The organism is Nonomuraea sp. NPDC049684 (genome assembly GCF_044465345.1).
Taxonomy (GTDB): domain Bacteria; phylum Actinomycetota; class Actinomycetes; order Streptosporangiales; family Streptosporangiaceae; genus Nonomuraea.
This window is the reverse complement of record NZ_JBITLO010000003.1, coordinates 624,043-643,298: the sequence shown is the minus strand read 5'-3', so window position 1 is coordinate 643,298 and position 19,256 is coordinate 624,043. Positions and strand designations below refer to the sequence as shown.

General features: G+C 69.8%; 18 protein-coding genes and 1 tRNA gene. 8 read left to right on the top strand and 11 right to left on the bottom strand.

The genetic code is table 11. From position 1 onward, the window contains the following. The first annotated feature begins 3 nt into the window (after nucleotides 1-3). The 4 genes from ACIBST_RS13280 to ACIBST_RS13265 are packed head-to-tail and all read left to right on the top strand — an operon-like array spanning nucleotide 4 to nucleotide 3,185. The gene (locus tag ACIBST_RS13280; protein WP_352358296.1) at nucleotides 4-1,002 is read left to right on the top strand and encodes a branched-chain amino acid ABC transporter permease; all 999 of its coding nucleotides are present in this window, start codon (nucleotides 4-6) and stop codon (nucleotides 1,000-1,002) included. Continuing rightward, nucleotides 992-1,930, top strand: a complete 939-nt coding sequence (locus tag ACIBST_RS13275) for an ABC transporter ATP-binding protein (protein ID WP_397171467.1) — start codon at nucleotides 992-994, stop codon at nucleotides 1,928-1,930. Before ACIBST_RS13280 ends, ACIBST_RS13275 begins: the two co-directional genes overlap by 11 nt. Further along, complete coding sequence (locus ACIBST_RS13270) at nucleotides 1,927-2,724, top strand: ABC transporter ATP-binding protein (RefSeq protein ID WP_358293829.1); 798 nt, start codon at nucleotides 1,927-1,929, stop codon at nucleotides 2,722-2,724. Before ACIBST_RS13275 ends, ACIBST_RS13270 begins: the two co-directional genes overlap by 4 nt. Before the next feature lie 59 nt (nucleotides 2,725-2,783). Further along, on the top strand, nucleotides 2,784-3,185 hold the full coding sequence (locus ACIBST_RS13265) for a hypothetical protein (protein WP_397171466.1): 402 nt from the start codon (nucleotides 2,784-2,786) through the stop codon (nucleotides 3,183-3,185). A gap of 57 nt (nucleotides 3,186-3,242) precedes the next feature. On the opposite strand, the gene ACIBST_RS13260 is transcribed toward ACIBST_RS13265, so the two are convergent. Further along, nucleotides 3,243-4,538, bottom strand: a complete 1,296-nt coding sequence (locus ACIBST_RS13260; RefSeq protein ID WP_397171464.1) for an ABC transporter substrate-binding protein — start codon at nucleotides 4,536-4,538, stop codon at nucleotides 3,243-3,245. A 340-nt stretch (nucleotides 4,539-4,878) separates the two neighbouring features. On the opposite strand from ACIBST_RS13260, the gene ACIBST_RS13255 reads away from it, so the two are divergent. Then, nucleotides 4,879-5,577: a hypothetical protein gene (locus ACIBST_RS13255; protein WP_397171463.1), complete on the top strand. Its 699-nt coding sequence runs from the start codon at nucleotides 4,879-4,881 to the stop codon at nucleotides 5,575-5,577. A 3-nt stretch (nucleotides 5,578-5,580) separates the two neighbouring features. On the opposite strand, the gene ACIBST_RS13250 is transcribed toward ACIBST_RS13255, so the two are convergent. From ACIBST_RS13250 to ACIBST_RS13240, 3 genes are all read right to left on the bottom strand, one after another. Continuing rightward, nucleotides 5,581-6,888, bottom strand: coding sequence for an ABC transporter substrate-binding protein (locus tag ACIBST_RS13250; RefSeq protein WP_387666576.1), 1,308 nt, complete (start codon nucleotides 6,886-6,888; stop codon nucleotides 5,581-5,583). Nucleotides 6,889-7,141: 253 nt separating this feature from the next. Next, nucleotides 7,142-8,434 carry an ABC transporter substrate-binding protein gene (locus tag ACIBST_RS13245; protein WP_397171461.1) on the bottom strand — a complete coding sequence of 431 codons (1,293 nt, stop codon included), beginning with the start codon at nucleotides 8,432-8,434 and terminating at the stop codon, nucleotides 7,142-7,144. A gap of 151 nt (nucleotides 8,435-8,585) precedes the next feature. Next, the gene (locus tag ACIBST_RS13240) at nucleotides 8,586-9,170 is read right to left on the bottom strand and encodes a response regulator (protein WP_352327599.1); all 585 of its coding nucleotides are present in this window, start codon (nucleotides 9,168-9,170) and stop codon (nucleotides 8,586-8,588) included. 89 nt (nucleotides 9,171-9,259) lie between these two features. On the opposite strand from ACIBST_RS13240, the gene ACIBST_RS13235 reads away from it, so the two are divergent. Next, a tRNA-Leu gene (locus tag ACIBST_RS13235) sits at nucleotides 9,260-9,332 on the top strand. A 92-nt stretch (nucleotides 9,333-9,424) separates the two neighbouring features. Here ACIBST_RS13235 and ACIBST_RS13230 read toward each other — a convergent pair. Further along, nucleotides 9,425-10,018, bottom strand: a complete 594-nt coding sequence (locus ACIBST_RS13230; protein ID WP_397171460.1) for a TIGR03086 family metal-binding protein — start codon at nucleotides 10,016-10,018, stop codon at nucleotides 9,425-9,427. 222 nt (nucleotides 10,019-10,240) lie between these two features. Between ACIBST_RS13230 and ACIBST_RS13225 the strand changes: the two genes are divergently transcribed. Together ACIBST_RS13225 and dapD are read left to right on the top strand one after the other, a co-directional pair. Next, nucleotides 10,241-10,663 (top strand): pyridoxamine 5'-phosphate oxidase family protein, encoded by a 423-nt coding sequence (locus tag ACIBST_RS13225; RefSeq protein WP_397171458.1) that lies wholly within the window; start codon nucleotides 10,241-10,243, stop codon nucleotides 10,661-10,663. Between the two features lie 24 nt (nucleotides 10,664-10,687). Continuing rightward, complete coding sequence (gene dapD, locus ACIBST_RS13220) at nucleotides 10,688-11,650, top strand: 2,3,4,5-tetrahydropyridine-2,6-dicarboxylate N-succinyltransferase (RefSeq protein WP_358293842.1); 963 nt, start codon at nucleotides 10,688-10,690, stop codon at nucleotides 11,648-11,650. Nucleotides 11,651-11,875: 225 nt separating this feature from the next. On the opposite strand, the gene pyk is transcribed toward dapD, so the two are convergent. From pyk to ACIBST_RS13190, 6 genes are all read right to left on the bottom strand, one after another. Continuing rightward, nucleotides 11,876-13,306, bottom strand: a complete 1,431-nt coding sequence (gene pyk / locus ACIBST_RS13215; RefSeq protein ID WP_352327603.1) for a pyruvate kinase — start codon at nucleotides 13,304-13,306, stop codon at nucleotides 11,876-11,878. 35 nt (nucleotides 13,307-13,341) lie between these two features. Next, entirely contained in the window at nucleotides 13,342-13,692 is a 351-nt protein-coding gene (locus ACIBST_RS13210; RefSeq protein WP_397171456.1) for a DUF2784 domain-containing protein, read from the bottom strand. Beyond that, nucleotides 13,689-15,404, bottom strand: coding sequence for a S8 family peptidase (locus ACIBST_RS13205; RefSeq protein ID WP_397171455.1), 1,716 nt, complete (start codon nucleotides 15,402-15,404; stop codon nucleotides 13,689-13,691). Before ACIBST_RS13205 ends, ACIBST_RS13210 begins: the two co-directional genes overlap by 4 nt. 141 nt (nucleotides 15,405-15,545) lie before the next feature. Continuing rightward, a complete protein-coding gene (locus ACIBST_RS13200) occupies nucleotides 15,546-16,991 on the bottom strand; it encodes an MDR family MFS transporter (protein ID WP_397171453.1) in 1,446 nt (481 codons plus the stop codon). A 90-nt stretch (nucleotides 16,992-17,081) separates the two neighbouring features. Further along, nucleotides 17,082-17,663, bottom strand: a complete 582-nt coding sequence (locus ACIBST_RS13195; protein WP_397171451.1) for a TetR/AcrR family transcriptional regulator — start codon at nucleotides 17,661-17,663, stop codon at nucleotides 17,082-17,084. 102 nt (nucleotides 17,664-17,765) lie between these two features. Continuing rightward, nucleotides 17,766-19,244: a glutamate synthase subunit beta gene (locus tag ACIBST_RS13190; protein ID WP_397171450.1), complete on the bottom strand. Its 1,479-nt coding sequence runs from the start codon at nucleotides 19,242-19,244 to the stop codon at nucleotides 17,766-17,768. Between the last annotated feature and the right edge of the window lie 12 nt (nucleotides 19,245-19,256).

Here is a 19,256-nt window from a genome sequence, read left to right as displayed (position 1 = left end):
AGAATGGACTGGATCACGATCATCAGCACGACGCTGAAGTCCGCGGTCGGCGTCGAGACCGTGCTGTACGCGCTCGCCGCGATCGGCATCAACATCCAATTCGGCTACACCGGCCTGCTCAACTTCGGCCAGGCGGCGTTCATGGGCGTGGCCGGCTACGGCCTGGCCGTCACCGTCACCGTCATGGGCCTGCCGTTCTGGGTCGGCATCATCGTCGGCCTGCTCGCCGCGGTGCTCCTGGCGATCCTGCTCGGCATCCCGACCCTCCAGCTGCGCGCCGACTACCTGGCCATCGTGACGATCGCGGCGGCCGAGATCGTCCGGCTGGTGTTCCGCTCGGTGGCGTTCAAGAGCGTCTTCGGCGGCTCGGACGGCCAGCGCGGCTTCTCCGACGGCTTCTACGCGCTCAACCCCTACCCCGAGGGCCAGTACGGCTTCAACCTCGGCTCGGTCCCCCTGTTCTTCAACCACCGGGTGCTGTGGGTGCTGACCGTCGGCTGGGTGCTCATCGCCCTGTGCTGCGGGCTGGTCTACCTGCTGATGAAGAGCCCGTGGGGCCGCGTGCTCAAGGCCATCCGCGAGGACGAGGACGCCGTGCGCAGCCTCGGCAAGAACGTCTTCTCCTACAAGATGCAGTCGCTCATCCTGGGCGGCGTCGTGGGCTGCCTGGGCGGCTTCATCTACGGCCTGGCCTACGCCTCGGTCCAGCCGGACATCTTCGGCACCGAGACCACGTTCTACGCGTACACGATGGTCATCCTGGGCGGCGCCGCCCGCGTGCTCGGGCCCGTCGTGGGCGCGTCGATCTTCTGGGTGCTGCTCGTCCTGATCTACGGCGTGCTGTCCGAGGCCGTCGGCGCCGGGATCATCACCTTCATGGACACGAACCAGGTGGGCGCCGTCCGCTGGATCCTGGTCGGCCTGGGTCTCGTCCTGTTGCTCATCTTCCGGCCACAGGGCATCTTCGGCGACAAGAGGGAGATAGCAATCAATGCACGCTGAAACCACGGCCACCGAGCGCAAGGCCGCGGCGCTGGCCGCCTTCAAGGACCTGGCCCGCGACCCGGGCGTGCCGAAGCCGGACCCGATCCTCACCGTCGACAACGTCGTGCGCCGCTTCGGCGGCCTGACCGCGGTCGAGGTCGCCCACGTCGAGATCCAGCGGGGTTCCATCACCGCGCTGATCGGCCCCAACGGCGCCGGCAAGACGACGTTCTTCAACCAGCTCACCGGCTTCGACACCGCCGACTCCGGCTCGTGGACGTTCAACGGGCGCAGCATGAGCGGGGTGCCGGCCCACAAGGTCGCCCGCGCCGGCATGGTGCGCACCTTCCAGCTCACCAAGGCGCTGTCCCGCCTGACCGTCATGGAGAACATGCGCCTGGGCGCCCAGCGGCAGAAGGGCGAGACGTTCTGGCGGGCGCTCATCCCGTCGATGTGGCGCGGCCAGGAGGACGAGATCACCGCCCGCGCCGAGGAGCTCCTCGAACGCTTCAAGCTGGGCGCCAAGCGGGACGACTTCGCCGGCTCGCTGTCCGGCGGCCAGCGCAAGCTGCTGGAGATGGCCCGCGCCCTCATGGTCCAGCCGGAGCTGGTCATGCTGGACGAGCCCATGGCGGGCGTGAACCCGGCCCTGACCCAGTCGCTGCTCGGCCACGTCAAGGACCTGCGCGAGCAGGGCATGACGGTGCTGTTCGTCGAGCACGACATGGACATGGTCCGCGACATCAGCGACTGGGTGATCGTCATGGCGCAGGGCGCCGTGATCGCCGAGGGCCCGCCCGACACGATCATGTCGGACGAGCGCGTGATCGACGCCTACCTCGGCGCCCACCACGACGCCCCGCTCTCGGACACCGAACTGGAGTCGCAGCTCCACGAGGCCGAGGCGGCTCTGGAGGCCGAGATCGAAGAGGAGACGCAGAAGTGAGCGACGCCCCCGAGGCCGCCCCCGAGTCGCAGGCGGCCGTCACCGACCGCGCCGCGCACCTGGAAGGCGCCGAAGACGCCGTGCTGCGGTGCGACGAGCTGATCGCCGGCTACCTGCCGGGCGTCAACATCCTCAACGGCTCCGACCTCTACGTCAAAGAGGGCGAGCTGATCGGCATCATCGGCCCCAACGGCGCCGGCAAGTCGACGCTGCTGAAGGCCATGTTCGGGCTGGTCAACATCCGCAGCGGCACGGTGCTGCTCAAGGGTGAGAACATCACGAACATGAAGGCGCACTCGCTGGTCTCCCGCGGCGTCGGCTACGTCCCGCAGACCAACAACGTCTTCCCCAGCCTGACCATCGAGGAGAACCTGGAGATGGGCGCCTTCCAGGTGCCCGGCAAGTTCAAGGAGCGCTTCGAGTTCGTCGCCGAGCTGTTCCCGGCCCTCAAGGAGCGGCGCAAGCAGCGCGCGGGCTCCCTGTCCGGCGGTGAGCGGCAGATGGTGGCCATGGCCAGGGCGCTCATGACTGAGCCGTCGGTGCTGCTGCTGGACGAGCCGTCGGCGGGCCTGTCGCCCAAGCTCCAGGACCTGGTCTTCATCCAGGCCCAGCAGATCAACAAGGCGGGCGTGACGGTGATCATGGTGGAGCAGAACGCCCGCCGCTGCCTGCAGATCTGCCACCGCGGCTACGTGCTCGACCAGGGCCGCAACGCCTACACCGGCACCGGCAGGCAGCTCGCCAACGACCCCAAGGTCATCGAGCTGTACCTGGGCACGCTGGCCAAGGCGTAACCGAATCGAACGGAGAAGGGGCTCCCCCGGGGTCCCTTCTCCGTTTTTTAATGAACGCTGTGAAACGAATGCTGACAGTGGCGCTCGTCCTGCCCGTCCTGCTCGTCGGCTGCCAGGAGGACGCCTCCTCGGCGCAGCGGTACAGCACCGGCGGCGACCCGACCGACAGCCCGTGCGCGCGCGTGGTCTCGGCCATCGGCTACGCCGACCTGATGCTGCGGCCGAAGGGCCAGGAGGAGCAGCAGTACTTCGAGGACGCCGTCATCGGCCGGCTGGCCGAGCTGCGCGGCATCACGCTCCAGTTCGGCGACCGACTGCCGGCCTCGCTGCACGCCGCCGTCCAGAGCGTCGAGACGGCCACCGCGGGCCTGTCCAGGAACGACGTGCCGCACGCGCGGCAGGTCGCGCTGCTGCGGCAGTACCGGGCCGCCGCCGACCAGATCGTGGCCGGCTGCGCATGACGGAAGGGCCCGGTCCGCGCGGACCGGGCCCTTCTCAGAGGTGCTGCGGGAGGCCGGTCAGCCGGCGATGTTGCCGGTGCGGTACTCCAGCGCCTTGGTGGCGTACTTGTTGTCCTTGCCGTACTGGTAGATGCCGATGGTGGCCACGGCGGGGTCACCGGCGTCGTTGAACTCGACCGGGCCGCTCACGCCGTCGTAGTCGATGTCCTTGCCGGCCTTGAGCAGGTCGTCGCAGCTCTTGAAGTCCTTGCACTTCTCGCCGCCCTTGCTGACCTCGGCCAGCTTGGCGGCGATGTCGGTGCCCGCGTCGCTCTTGGCGGCCTCGGCGGCCAGGGCGAGCAGGTTCATCGCGTCGTAGGACTCGGGGGCGTAGCTGTAGTCCTCCAGCTTGGGGTTGATGCCGAGGAGCTTCTTCTGGAACTCCTCCGGAGCGGCCGCGCCCGGGATGGTGCCCTTGACGCCCTCAAGCGTGCCCTTGGGCATCTTGACGTAGTTGGTGTTGGAGGTGTTGCCGTCGACCATGTACCACTTGTGCTTGTCGGCCGGCAGGCCCTGCTTGACCAGCTCCTGGATGACCTTGGCGGTCTCCTCGAACCCGATCATGACGATGCCCTTGGGGTTCTTGGCCTTGATCTTCGCCACGTCGGCGGAGAAGTCGGCGGCCTTGGGGTCGTAGTCCACGCGCTCGACGACCTCGCCGCCGCCGTCGGTGACCGTCTTCTGCACCTGGTCGGCCAGGCCGGTGCCGTAGGAGTCCTGCATCGCCAGGATGCCGACGGTGTCGTTGCCGTCGGACACCACCAGGTCGCCGAGCACGCGGCCCTGCAGCTTGTCCGGCGGCGAGGTGCGGAAGTACAGGCCCTTGTCCTCGATCGTGGTGAACTTGTCGGAGGTGTTGGCGGGCGAGAAGTGGATGACGCCCGCGCCCGTGATCTTGTCGATCACCGACTCCGACACCGAGGACGACGCCGCGCCGATGATGGCGTCGGCCTTCTGGGCCAGCAGCTTGTCCACCGACTGCGAGGCGATGTTCGTGGTGGTGTCGCCCGAGTCGGTGTCGTACTTGGTGACGGGCTTGCCCAGCACGCCCCCGGCCTCGTTGATCTCCTTGATGGCCAGGTCGACGCCGGCGAACTCGGGCGGGCCGAGGAAGGCGAGCGAACCGGTCTGGGGCAGCAGCGTACCGATCGTGAGGGTGCCGTCGCCCTTGGCCGCGGGAGCCGACGAGGATGGCGCGGCCGGCTGCGAGGACTGCGTGGCGGTGTTGCTGCCGCCACCGCCGCAGGCCGTCAGGGCCAAGCTGGTGGCGGCCACGACAGCCAGCGCCCGCCCCACGGGAGCAATGCGGATCATGAAGTGTCTCCTTCATTTCCAGGCCGGGATCGTCAGCACCGCCGAGCGCTCCCGATCGAATGACGGAAACGTACAAAATCGCCGTGTACTCGAACCAGATGGCGGGGTGAACTGTCGGCACTTGGATGCGGAGTCGTAATCAGTCCTCAACTTACGGACCTGCGCTAGCAGGCTTAATGTGCGACGGGTGAAGCGTTTTACGCCTGTCCTAGTCACGGCGGTCCTTCTTGCCGGGTGCGCCTCGTCGCCGCCGCCCCCGCCGCCTTCCTCGGATCCTCCCGCCGGCGTATCGGTCACGCTGGAGCAATGGCGTTCCGACGAGCCCGTGCACGCTCTGGAGGTGGCCGTCCGTAATACCAGCGGCATACCCGTGTATTTCGCCGACGTCCAGCTCGTGACGCCGTCGTTCAAAACACTGCCGCCGGAAAAGACGGACGCCACGATCAGGCGGACCGAGCGCACCGACCTGCGCATCACCTACGGCGCGGCCAACTGCCTGCCCGCGGGCCTGCCCCAGCTCCAGCCCGCCACCGTGGTGGCCAACATCCGCGCCGGCGCCGAGCAGCCGCGCCGGGTGGTCTTCAAGGTGCCGCACCCCAGCCCGCTGCTGACCCGCCTGCTTCGGGACGAATGCTCGGAATTCCTCATCAAGGAGGCCGCCGGCATCGAGTTCGGGCCCGACTGGAAGCAGGTGGGCAAGGAGATGCGGGGCAAGCTGGTGGTCACCCGGCGCGGCGCAGGCAAGGTGACGCTGACCGAGCTCGACGGCACCACGCACTACATCATCACGCCGGAGGCCGGCGGGCGGCCCGTTACCGTGCTGGAGAGCGGGCAGCAGCGGACGGAGGTGCCGGTGACGCTCACCCCCGGCCGCTGCGACCCGCACGCCTTCGCCGAGGCCAAGAAGGCGTTCCTGTTCCCGGTGCGGGCCACCGTGGACGGCGGGCCCGAGCGGGTGGTGATCGTGGTGCCGCCCAAGCCGCTGCAGGACCGGTTGATCCAGTACTCGTTGCGAGTGTGCGGCCTGGGCGGCGGGTGAGGGTCAGCCCTCGATGTTGCCCGTGCGGTACTCCAGGGCCTTGGGCGCGTACTTGTTGTCCTCGCCGTACTGGTAGACGCCGATGGTGGCCACGGCGGGGTCACCGGCGTCGTTGAACTCGATCGGGCCGCTGATGCCGTCGTAGTCGATGTCCTTGCCGGCCTTCAGCAGGTCGGCGCACTCCTTGAAGGTCTTGCACTTCTCGCCGCCCTTGCTGACCTCGGGCAGCTTGGCGGCGATGGACTTGCCGCTGTCGTCCTTGGCGGCCTCGGCCGCAAGGGCGATGAGGATCGCGGCGTCGTAGGACTCGGCGGCGTAGGTGTAGTCCTCCAGCTTGGGGTCGATCTCCAGGAGCTTCTTGCGGAAGTCCTCCGGAGCCTCGGCGCCGGGGATCGTGCCCTTGACGCCCTTGAGCGTGCCCTTGGGCATCTTGAGGTAGTTGGTGTTCGACATGTTGCCGTCCACCATGTACCACTTGACCTTGTCGACCGTCAGGCCCTGCTTGACCAGCTCCTGGATGACCTTGGCGCCCTCCTCGAAGCCGATCAGCACGATCGCCTTCGGGTTCTTGGCCTTGATCTTGGCGACGTCCGCGGAGAACTCGGCCGCCTTGGGGTCGTAGTCCACGCGCTCCACGACGCTGGCGCCGGCCGCCTCGGCGGTCTTGGTCACCTGGTCGGCCAGGCCGGAGCCGTAGGAGTCCTGCATGGCCAGGATGCCGATGGTGTCGTTGCCGTCGGCGGCGATCAGGTCGCCCAGCACGCGGCCCTGGAGCTTGTCCGGGGGCGCGGTACGGAAGTACAGGCCCTGGTCACTGATGGTGGTGAACTTGTCAGAGGTGTTGGCGGGCGAGAACTGCACCACGCCGGCACCGGTGACCTTGTCGATGATCGACTCCGACACCGACGAGGAGGCGGCGCCGATGATGGCGTCGGCCTTCTGCGCGATCAGCTTGTCCGCCGACTGCGAGGCCACGTTCGTGGTGGTGTCACCCGAGTCCGTGTGGATCTTGGTGACCGGCTTGCCGAGCACGCCGCCCGCGTCGTTGATCTCCTTGACGGCCTGGTCGACGCCGGCGAACTCGGGCGGGCCGAGGAACGCCAGCGAGCCGGTCTGGGGCAGCACGGTGCCGATCGTGAGCGTGCCGTCGCCCTTGGCCGCCTCCGTCTGGGTGGCCGGGGCCGACGAGGACGGCGCCGCGGACGTGGTCTGCTGCGCGGCCGTGTCGCCACCGCCGCCACAGGCCGTCAGGGCCAGGCTCGCCGCTGCCGCGACGGCCAGGAAGCGCCCTGCTGGAGCAATGCGGATCATAAAAGAGACTCCCCTTATTCCCAGCGGGGGAACGATCTCCCTCGCTGCGTTTTCCGAGCTCAGCATGCCTCTTTGACGGGGAGATGTGGGGATTTCGGGTACTTTTATGCTAATTTGTAATGTCGCAATCACCCTCTGTAATTGCATGTTTCATCAGCGTTACGGTCATGACTCCATATGAACCACCCCAGCCCGAAATTTCGGGACTGGGGTGGTTGTATGGCGGGTTGTCCGGCTTGCCGGGGGCACTGCCCTAGCCGGCGATGTTGCCCTTGCGATATTCGAGCGCCTTGGCCGCGTCGTACTTGTTGTCCTTGTCGTACTGGTAGACGCCGATCGTCGCGATCGACGGGTCACCGGCGTCGTTGAAGTCCACCGGGCCGCTCACGCCGTCGTAGTCGATGTCCTTGCCCGCCTTGAGCAGGTCGGCGCACGCCTTGAAGTCCTGGCACTTCTCGCCGCCCTTGCTGACCTCGATCAGCTTGGGGGCCAGCGCGGTGCCCGAGTCGTCCTTGGCCGCCTCGGCCGCCAGCGCGATCAGGGTCGTCGCGTCGTACGACTCCGCCGCGTAGGTGTAGTTCGTCAGCTTCGGGTTCACCGTCAGCAGCCGCTTCTGGAACGCCTCCGGGGCCGCGGCGCCGGGGATCGTGCCCTTGACGCCCTTGAGTGTGCCCTTGGGCATCTTGAGGTAGTTGGAATTCGACATGTTGCCGTCCACCATGTACCACTTGACCTTGTCGGCCGTCAGGCCCTGCTTGACCAGCTCCTGAACGACCTTCGCCGTCTCCTCGAAGCCGATCAGCACGATCGCCTTCGGGTTCTTGGCCTTGACCTTGGCCACGTCCGCGGAGAACTCGGCCGCCTTGGGGTCGTAGTCGACCCGCTCGACCACGCTCGCGCCGGCCTCCTCGGCCGTCTTGGTCACCTGGTCGGCCAGGCCCGAGCCGTAGGAGTCCTGCATGGCCAGGATGGCGACCGTGTCGTTGCCGTCGGCGGCCACCAGGTCGCCCAGCACGCGGCCCTGCAGCTTGTCCGGCGGCGCCGTGCGGAAGTACAGGCCCTGGTCGTTGATCGTGGTGAACTTGTCGGAGGTGTTGGCCGGCGAGAACTGCACCACGCCCGCCCGCGTGATCTTGTCCACGATCGACTCCGACACCGACGAGGACGCCGCGCCGATGATCGCGTCGGCCTTCTGGCCGAGCAGCTTGTCCACCGACTGCGAGGCGATGTTGGTCGTGGTGTCGCCCGAGTCGGTGTCGATCTTCGCCACCGGCTTGCCGAGCACTCCCCCGGCGTCGTTGATCTCCTTGAGCGCCAGGTCGACCCCGGCGAACTCGGGTGGTCCCAGATAGGCGAGATTGCCCGTCTGGGGCAGCACGGTGCCGATCGTCAGCGTGCCGTCCCCCTTGGCCGCGGCGGCCGTGGAGGGTTGCACGGACGCGGCGCCGGTGGCGCCCGTCCCGGCGGTCGTGCCGCCGGTCGAACACGCCGCCAGTGCCAGGCTCGCCGCTGTGGCGACGGCCAGCGCGCGGGAAATGCGGATCATCGAAAGCGTCTCCGTTCGAGATGAGCGGACCTTCCGTCCGCCCATCAGCATGCGCCGGGACGCCTGCGCAGAAAGAAGCCGAAGCCGGTTGGATGCCCAGTCGTGACCGGGCCACAACCCGCGGGGCTAAATCACCTGATATAGGCGCTTTTCATGCCCGCTCGGCCGCGTCGTCTATAACGATCTGAGCAACCTCCCGCATGCTCAGCCGCCGGTCCATCGACGCCTTCTGGATCCACCGGAACGCCTGCGGCTCGGTCCAGCCGTGCTGGGCCATCAACTGGCCCTTGGCCCGCTCGACCAGCTTGCGGGTCTCCAGCCGCTCGGAGAGGCTGGACACCTCCGCGCTGAGCGCCACCATCTCCTCGTGCCTGCTGACCGCCATCTCGATCGCCGGCACCAGGTCGGCCTTGGTGAACGGCTTGACCAGGTAGGCCATCGCCCCCGCGTCGCGGGCCCGCTCCACCAGGTCACGCTGGGAGAAGGCGGTGAGGATCAGGCACGGCGCGATCCGGTCGGCCACGATGCGCTCGGCCGCCGAGATGCCGTCGAGCACGGGCATCTTCACGTCGAGGATGACGAGGTCGGGCCGCAGGTCGGCGGCGAGCTGGATCGCCTGCTCCCCGTCACCGGCCTCGCCCACGACGACGTAACCGTCCTCCTGGAGCATCTCCTTGAGGTCGAGGCGGATCAGGGCCTCGTCTTCCGCGATCACTACTCGCCGCTGCGTACTCACGAGCAGAAGAGTACAGACGTCCGGTAGATTAGATCCACGCCGGTGCGGCCTCGGGCATTACGCTGCGAGATCACCAACCGGACGAAGTCGCCCCGGTAGACCAACGGCAGAGTCGATGGCCTCAAAATCCATACAGTGTGGGTTCGAATCCCACCCGGGGCACCGGCCTGACCGCCCGGCTCCCTCATAGGCCGGGCGGTTTTTCGTTCCCCATGACTGCCGCCTCGACGGGCAGGCCCGAAATGCCGACCGGTTCAGGGCGTCCAGGAGGGCGCGCGGCCGAGCAGGCCGACCACGCGATCGAGCGCCGTGGCGGCTCCCCCGGGCTCGACGCCGGACAGGAACGCCTTCCCCGAACCGCGCGATTCCGGCGTGTCGGGCACCTGCGCGGCCAGCGGGAGAGCGGCCGCGGCGAGGTCGTCGTCGATGCCGGGCGGCACGCCGAGCGCCCTGGCGAAGTCCCAGGCGTGCACCACGCAGTCGATGAAGTGGAAGCCGATCGCCATGGCCGCCGGGAACGGGCCGCCGTCGCGGATCTCGGGCAGGAAGAAGGCCCGGTCGAGCACGCCGTCCGCGGCGAAGGCGGCGACGACGGCCTGCGCGGAGGCGGCGTACTCGGCCGCGTGGTCCTCGCCCAGAGGGCGCGGCTGCCAGCTCGCCAGTTCCGACCGCGCGCCCGAGGCGGCCAGGGCGAAGCCGTGGTTCTGCACGATCTGGTGCTCCAGCAGGTCGCGGACGGCCCATCCGGCGCAGGGCGTCGGCCGGTCGAGGTCGGCGGGCTTGATCGTGTTCACCAGGTCGACGGTGGCCAGCACCGACCCCCGGTTGAGCTCGATGATGTCTGCCAAGGCGATGTCCCGTCATCGTCGAAGAACCCACCCGGCCGGCGCGTGCGGCCCGCGGGTGGCCAACCTGTCGATGATGGCGGCACCCTCGGCGGCGGTGCGAGTGGTTTTCACCCGTGAAGGCACCGGCGTGATCAAGGAGCCGAGGCGCGGGATTTCGCGGGCGGTTCGCCGGGAACAGTCCTTTGTGACGAGTTGCGACGGACGAGACGGGGGTGGCGGGGGATGCCGTTGAGCGTGACCGAACGGGAGACGTTCCTGGCCGAGCCGCACATCGCGAGCCTGGCGGTGGAGACGGGCGCGGGGCGGTCGCCGCTGGCCGTGCCCGTCTGGTACGACTACAGCCCCGGCGGCGAGATCAGGTTCCTGACCGACAGCGAGTCGCGCAAGGCGCGGCTGGTGGCGAAGGCGGGCCGGTTCACGATGCTGGTCCAGCGGGTCAGCCCGACCTACCGGTACGTGTCGGTCGAGGGCCCGGTGGTGCGCTCCGACCCCACGACGATCGAGGAGCTGACCCGCATCGCCGCCCGCTACCTGCCGCAGGAGGCGGTGTCGGGCTACGTGTACGGCTCGGACCTGCACGTCCTGGTGACGTTCCGGATGCGGCCCGAGCGGTGGCTGTCGGCGGACCTGGGCTCCTTGGGCTGAGCGGGCGCCCGGTATTTTTGGCTCGTGACTGCTATCGATCCCACCTCGACCGGCGCGTTCGGCGTCGGCCTCGCCACCATCGCCGACGACGGCACCGTTCTCGACACCTGGTTCCCGGCTCCCGAGCTGGGCGAGCCGCCCGCGACGGGCACCGAGCGGATCTCCGCCGAGGAGGCCGGCGAGCTGGCCGCGCTGACCGGCCGCGACGCGGCGCGGGGCGTCGAGGTGGTGGCGGTGCGCACGGGCGTCGCCAAGCTCTCCGAGCCGCCGGTCGACGCCCACGACGTCTACCTGCGGCTGCACCTGCTCTCCCACCGGCTCGTCCGGCCGCACGGCGTGAACCTGGACGGCCAGTTCGGCCTGCTGGCCAACGTGGTGTGGACCAACTTCGGGCCGTGCCCGGTGCCCGGCTTCGAGCGCACGCGGCTGCGGCTGCGGGCCAAGGGCGTGGTGACGGTGTACGGGGTGGACAAGTTCCCGCGGATGGTCGACTACGTGCTGCCGGAGGGCGTGCGCATCGCCGACGCCGACCGGGTGCGGCTGGGCGCCCACCTGGCGTCGGGCACGGTCGTCATGCACGAGGGCTTCGTGAACTTCAACGCCGGCACGGTGGGCACCTCGATGGTCGAGGGGCGCATCTCGGCGGGCGTGGTGGTCGGCGACGGCTCCGACGTCGGCGGCGGCGCCTCGATCATGGGCACGCTGTCGGGCGGCGGCAAGCAGGTCATCTCGATCGGCGAGCGCTGCCTGCTGGGCGCCAACGCCGGCATCGGCATCTCGCTGGGCGACGACTGCGTGGTGGAGGCGGGCCTCTACGTGACCGCGGGCACCCGGGTGACGCTGCCCGACGGCACGGTGGTCAAGGCGGCGGAGCTGTCGGGCTCCAACGGGATCCTGCTGCGCCGCAACTCGCAGTCGGGCGCGGTGGAGGCCCTGCCCCGCACGGGCTCCGGCATCACCCTGAACGCCGCCCTGCACGCCCACTGACCCATCACGGCCCTCTCCGCCGGCCATGTGCCACGGAGGGGGCCCACAGGGCGCTGCGTCACGGCGGCGCGCCGGTGAAGGGTCAGCGGGCGTTTCCTGGAGGGCCCCCGGCCGGAGTGCGGCGGGTGGCCGGCCGGGCGAAGCCGTAAGGAAGGAAAAGCCGCGGGACGCACCGGCGGAGGCTCGCCCGGACGGGCGAGCCCGCGCGGGGCGTGGGCGGGGCGGTCAGTTCGCGTGCGAGACCGCGGAGCCGATGGTGTGCACCCGCAGCGCGTTGGTGCTGCCCGGCGTGCCGGGAGGCGAGCCGGCCACGATGACCACCTTGTCGCCCTTCTCCAGCCGCCCGAGCGACAGCAGCGACGCCTCCACCTGCCGCACCATGTCGTCGGTGTGGTGCACGAACGGCACGTGGAACGTCTCCACGCCCCACGTCAGCGACAGCTGCCCGCGCACGTGCGGGGCCGAGGTGAAGGCCAGCAGCGGGATCGGCGAGCGGTAGCGGGCCAGCCGTCGGGCCGTCTCGCCGGACATGGTGAACGCGATCAGCGCCTTGGCGCCGACGATCGCGCCGACCTCGGCCGCGGCCCTGGCGATGGCCCCGCCGGTGGTCTCCGGCAGGCGCTCCAGGCTGTGGGTGGCGTGCAGGGACGACTTCTCGGCGGCGCAGGCGATGCGGTCCATCGTCGCGACCGACTCGATCGGGTAGCTGCCGACCGACGTCTCGCCCGACAGCATGACGGCGTCGGCGCCGTCCATGACGGCGTAGGCGACGTCGCTGGCCTCGGCGCGGGTGGGGCGCGGGGCGCTCATCATGGAGTCGAGCATCTGCGTGGCGACGATGACCGGGCGGGCCTTCTCGCGGCACAGCCCGATGATGCGCCGCTGGACGATCGGCACCTGCTCCAGGGGCAGTTCCACGCCGAGGTCGCCGCGGGCGACCATGATGCCGTCGAAGGCCTCGACGATCTCCGGCAGGCGGTCGACGGCCTGCGGCTTCTCGATCTTGGCCAGCAGCGGCAGGCGGACGGCCTCCTGCTCCATGATGTTGCGCACGACGTCGGCGTCGGAGGGACGGCGGACGAAGGACAGCGCGATCATGTCGAAGCCGGTGCGCAGCGCCCAGCGCAGGTCGGCCTCGTCCTTGTCGGTGAGGGCGGGCGCGCTGACGTTGACGCCCGGCAGGTTGAGGCCCTTGTTGTTGGAGATCATGCCGCCGATGACGACGCGGGTGATGACGCGGTCGCCGTCGACGCGGGTGGCCTCCAGGACCAGGCGGCCGTCGTCGACGAGGATCTTGTCACCGGGACGCACGTCGCCGGGCAGGCCCTTGTAGGTGGTCGAGACCTGCTCGCGGTCTCCGGGCACGTCTTCGGTGGTGATGGTGAAGACGTCGCCGAAGCCGAGGCGCACCGGCCCTTCCTCGAAGGTGCCGACGCGGATCTTGGGGCCCTGCAGGTCGGCGAGCACGCCTACGCCGCGGCCGAGGTCGGCCGCCACCTCCCGGACCCGGTCGTAGACCTCTCTGTGCATGTCATGGTTGCCATGGCTGAGGTTGAACCGTGCCACGTCCATGCCCGCGGAGATCAGCTCGTGGAGGCGTTCTTTGGACGAAGTGGCTGGGCCTAGGGTGCAGACGATTTTCGCGCGACGAGTCACGAGTCCTACCTTAATTGGTACAGACCACTTGGCAGTCACTGACGACGGAGAACGTACCCGACGTAGGAGAACAACACGAGAACGGCGAGTCCCAGCCGTACCAAGTTCGCGTACTGTTCAGGGTAGACGACGCCTTCGATGTAGTGGTCCACGAAGCCGCTCGGCGGCAGGCCCGGCAGCCCTCCCCTGCGCCGCGCCCAGTCCTCGGCGACGGTCAGCGGGCAGTCCACGTGGGTGACGAGCGTCACCACGGCCCAGCCGACGGCCGCGAGGTGGAGGTAGATCGTCCGCCGCCACCGCCAGGCCAGGAACCCGCCCAGGACCACGTAGGCGAGGAAGGCGAAGTGCGTCACCATCACCGCGTCCGCGAGCAGGCGGTACATCATGGCTCTATGGTGGCCGCCTTCCAGGCGTTCACGACGCCGTGCCCGTAGAAGCCGTTCCTGGCCTGGTCGCCCTCGCACTGGTGGGTCTCGTTCTCGCCGTACACCTTGTAGACGTAGGCGCGCGGGGTCGGGCAGGCCACGGGCGTCGCGGTCCGGTAGAGCAGGTCCTCCACGGCGGCCGGGTCCATGGACAGGCCCCCGGGGCCGGGCTTGCCGAACCGGCTGATCAGGATGGCGGCGACGCCGGTGGCGTGCGGGGCGGCCATGGAGGTGCCGTCGAGGTACTGGTAGTAGGAGCAGACGCCCTTGTGGCAGTCGCGCACGACGTCGGCGCCCTTGGGCTTGCCGGAGGCGTCGATCCGGCCGCCCGCCTTGAGCACGTGCTCGGGGGCGGCGGCCAGGATCGACCGGCTGGCCTCGGCGCCCTTGCCGTCCAGCGCGTCGCCGCCGGGGGCGGCCAGGTCGGTCTGCTCCAGGCCGTAGTCGCTGTAGACAGCCTTGCGTCCGGACGGCCCGACGGCGGAGATCGAGATCACGCCCTTGGACTCGGCCGGCACGTTGATGCACGAGTTGTCTATCTTGCGGGTCTTCTCGTCGCCGCGCGGGTAGCCGGGGCTCTGCTTGTCGGCCGTGGGGTGTCCGAGGTCGGTGGAGCCGTTGCCGAGTGCGGAGATGAGCGTGACGCCCTTGCCACGGGCGTAGTCGAGGGCGCGCTGCATGCCGACGACGACGGCCCGCTGTTCGAGCTGCTCCTTCTTGGTGTCGGCCGGGTTGGCGGCGCAGTTGAACAGCCAGGGGTCGACGTAGTAGCTCATGTTGACGACGTCCACGCCGATGTCGGCGGCGTAGGTGAGGGCGTCGAGGCTGGGCTTGAGGAAGAAGAAGCCGGAGTCCTGGCCGGCCCTGATGCTGACGATCCGCACGTCCGGGGCGACGCCGGCGATGCCGATGCCGTTGATCGGGGAGGCGATGGTGCTGGCGACGTGGGTGCCGTGGCCGTCGTCGTCCTCGTCCACGGGGTCCTTGCAGGAGGGGACCTCGCAGGGGCCGTCCAGGGTCTCGCCGCGCTCGTCCTTGGGCTTGTCGGTGACGAAGTTGCGGCTCAGTTCGCGGTCGAAGTTGGGCGCGATGTCGGGGTGCTTGCCGTCGACGCCGGTGTCGATGACGCCGACCAGCACCTTCTTGTTGCCGGGGGCCTTGGCGTTGGCCCGGTCGGCGCCGATCATCTTCATGTCCCACTGCAGGTGGGCCAGGGGCTCCTGGGCCAGGCCCTTCCCGGCCATGGATCCGGCGTCGGGGAAGCCCCTGCCGCCGGCGCGGGCGGCGAGGGAGGAGGTGGCGCCGATGACGCGGCGGTCGGGCGAGACGCCGACGACGGCCGGGTCGGCGCCGACGCTCTCGGCGAAACCGTCGCCGCCGCCCTGGGTGAGCACGTAGCCGAGCTTGCCGTCCTCCTCGACGACCGTGCCGCCGGCGCGCTTGACGGCCGCCAGGGCCTGGCCCTGCTTGCCGTCGGCGTAGAAGACCAGGTTCTGGTTCTGGCCGGCGGGGGAGGTCGCGCCGGGCTGCGCGGACTGGGTGGCCTGCGTGGAGCTGGTGGGGCCGTCCTGCGCGGGCTCCTCGGGGGTGGCCCGGTCGCCGGCGGCGGCCGAGCACGCGGTCAGCGCGGCGGCGACGGCCAGCGCCGTCAGTCCAGTGGCGACTCGCCGCATTGCTCCCCCATCCACCGACTGTCGCAGAATCTGCATCTTCCCGACAGTCAACGGCTGATGCAACTTAGGTGTGAAATTTCGGCTGATGGGGGGGTGACGCGGGCTCTGGGGGTTTTTGTCGGGAGCCCGCGTCGTACGGGGTCAGGAGTCGCGGTGCAGGCGCACGTTCGGCAGGCAGACCAGCAGCACGACGCCGGCCAGCATGACCGGCGTGACCCAGGCGAAGACCCCGGTGACCGCCTCGGCGAAGGCCGGCCGTACGGACTCGGGCACCGCACCCGCGGCCCCCGCGGCCAGGGCCGCCTGCCCCAGCCTGCCGGTGAAGACGCCCCCGAGCACGGCCACCCCCACGGCGCCGCCCACGTTCCTGGCGAAGGACACCACCGACGTGGCCGCGCCCCGGTCGGCGGCGGGCGCGCTGACCTGGACGGCCAGCATCAGGTTCTGCAGCACCATGCCGAGCCCGACCCCGAACAGCACCATGTACAGCCCGGACGTGACCGCCCCGGTCGCGAGCCCCATGGTCGAGAACAGGAACGCGGCCACCGTCGCCAGCGCCGCCCCGATCACCACGACCCACTTGTACGTCCCCAGCGCGGTCACCACCCGCCCCGCGACGGCCGAGGCGGCGATCATGCCCGCCATCAGGGGAAGCAGCAGCAGCCCCGAGTTCGACGCGCTGGCCCCGGCGGCCAGTTGCAGGTAGAGCGGGAGGAAGGTGGCCGCCCCCACCATCCCGGTGGCCATCAGCACGATGGTCGCCGTGGCGATCGTGAGCGTGCGGTCGCGGAACAGCCCGAGCGGCAGCACCGGCTCCTTCGCCCTCCGCTCCACCAGCACGAACAGCCCCGCCAGCACGACCGCCCCGACGCCCAGCCCGACGACGACCGGCGAGGTCCACGCGTACGTCGTCCCGCCCCACGAGGCGAACAGCGTCAGGCAGGTCAGCTCCCCGGAGATCAGCGCGGCTCCCGCCCAGTCGATCCGGTGCGGCGAGGTGCGCCGCGGCAGCCGCAGCACCGCGAACGCGACCGCCAGCGCGACGGCCCCGAGCGGCAGGTTGATGTAGAAGATCCAGCGCCAGGAGACGTGCTCGGTGAGGTAGCCGCCGATGATCGGCCCGAGGACGGCGGCCACGCCGATCACCGCCCCGAACAGGCCCTGGAACTTGGCGCGCTCGCGCGGGGTGGCGATGTCGGCCGAGATCGCCAGGGTCAGCACCATCAGGCCGCCGGCGCCGATGCCCTGGAAGGCGCGGAAGGCGATGAGCTGGGCCATCGTCTGGGCGAGCCCGCACAGGGCCGAGCCGGCGAGGAACAGGGCGATGGCCGACAGGTACAGGTTGCGGCGGCCGTACATGTCGCTGAGCTTGCCGTAGAGGGGCGCGACGATGCCCGAGGTCAGGGAGAAGGCCGTGACCAGCCACGACACGTTCTCCAGGCCGTTCAGCTCGCCCACGATGGTGGGGGTGGCCGTGGCCACCACCGTCTGGTCGACGGCGGCCAGGAACAGGCACAGCAGGAGCGAGCCCATGCTGAGCAGGAGGCCGCGCCGAGGTGCGGCCTCCTGGGCGATTGTCGATACCATTCAGTTGTCTCCTTGCTTCTTTCGCGAGGGCAGGAGGAATCCGCGGCGGTCGGGGGTGCCACCCCGATCGCCGCTTACTTTCCGGATGTGTCAGAGTCCGCGTTCGAGCAGCGTGAACGCCTCGTCGAGCAGTTCTTCGACCGGCTGGTCCGTGGCCGCCGACTCCTGGATGGCCGAGATCATCGCGCCGAACGTCGTGATGAGCAGCATCCGGGCGTGCATGCCGCCGGTCACCCCGGGCCTGGCCCGCACGGCGCCGAGGACCGTCTCCATGATCTGGGTCTGGTCGGCGGCGCGCGCCCTGGCGGCCAGTTCGGGATAACGGTTGTTGAGCTCCATGAACGGCTGCATGGTGTCCCAGATCGGGCGCACGCGCACGGCGAGCTCCCGGGCCACCGTCTTGAGCGACCGGAAGGCGGGCTCGTCGGCCGGGCGGTCGGCGAGCATGGCGGCGATGTCGTCGGGCCGCCAGATCGGCTCCATGACGAGCGCCTCCTCCTTGGAGGCGAAGTAGTTGAAGAACGTGCGGGGCGAGATGTCGGCCGCCGCGCTGACGGCCTCGACGGTCACGGCGTCGAGGCCCTCGTCGAGCGCCAGCCGCACCGCGGCCAGCCGGATGGCCTGCCGCTTCTCGGCCCGGCGGCGCTCACGGCGCTGTTCCGGACTCTCCATGCGTTGCACTCTACGCAGCTTTTGCACACTCTGCAAGACTTGCAGAGTGTGCAAAAGACGAAGGGCCCCGGAGCCGGCCGGCTCCGTGGCCCTTCGCGCAGGTCAGACCAGCGGACGCGCCGTCGGCAGGATCGGGTACGGCAGCGCCGTCTCCCCGCTCAGGTACCGGTCGACGCCCGAGGCGGCCGAACGGCCCTCGGCGATGGCCCACACGATGAGCGACTGCCCGCGGCCCATGTCACCGGCCACGAACACGCCGTCCACCTTCGACATGTACGTCTTGTCCCGGGCGACCTTGCCGCGGGCGTCGTAGAAGCCCTCGCCCGCGACCTCGGCCAGGTCCTCCAGCAGGGAGCCCTTCTCCGGCCCGACGAAGCCCATGGACAGCGTGATCAGCTCGGCCGGGATCTCCCGCTCGGTGCCGGGGATCGGCTTGAAGCCGTTCTGCGGCCCCTCGACCTCGACCAGGCGCAGCGCCCTGACGTTGCCCTCGTCGTCGCCGACGAACTCGGTGGTGGAGACCGCGTAGACGCGCTCCCCGCCGCCGTCGGCCAGCTCCTCGTGCGCGCTCTCCATCTTGAACAGGATGGGGAACGTCGGCCACGGCTGGCTGCCGGGCCGGGACGCCGGCGGCTGCGGCATGATCTCCAGCTGGGTCACCGAGGCGGCGCCCTGCCGGATCGCGGTGCCGATGCAGTCGGCCCCGGTGTCGCCGCCGCCGATCACCACGACGTGCTTGCCCTCGGCCGAGACCGGCGCGACCGCGTAGTCGCCCTCCTGGACCTTGTTGGCCAGCGGCAGGTACTCCATCGCCTGGTAGACGCCCTTGAGCTCGCGCCCGGCGACCGGCAGGTCGCGCCACTGGGTGGCGCCGCCCGACAGCACCACCGCGTCGAACTGCTCGCGCAGCTCGGCCGCGGTGACGTCGACGCCGACGTTCACGCCGGTGCGGAACCGGGTGCCCTCGGCCCGCATCTGCTCCAGGCGCCGCTCGATGTGGCGCTTCTCCATCTTGAACTCGGGGATGCCGTACCGCAGCAGGCCGCCGAGGCGGTCGGCGCGTTCGAACACCACCACGTCGTGCCCGGCCCTGGTGAGCTGCTGGGCGGCGGCCAGGCCCGCGGGGCCCGAGCCGACGACGGCCACCTTCTTGCCGGTGCGCACCCGCGGCGGCTGCGGGGTCACCCAGCCCTCGGCGAAGGCGCGGTCGATGATCTCGACCTCGACCCGCTTGATCGCCACCGGGTCGGAGTTGATGCCGAGCACGCACGCCGCCTCGCACGGAGCCGGGCAGAGCCTGCCGGTGAACTCCGGGAAGTTGTTCGTGGCGTGCAGCCGCTCGATCGCCTCGCGCCAGTCGGTGCGGTAGACGAGGTCGTTCCACTCGGGGATGAGGTTCCCGAGCGGGCAGCCGTTGTGGCAGAACGGGATGCCGCAGTCCATGCAGCGAGCCGCCTGCCTGGTCAGCTTCTCCTGCGGGAAGTCCTGGTAGACCTCCCGCCAGTCGCTGATGCGGACGTCGACCGGGCGGCGCGCCGGCAGCTCCCGCTCGTGCGTGAGAAAACCCTTGGGGTCAGCCATCGAGTACGCCTC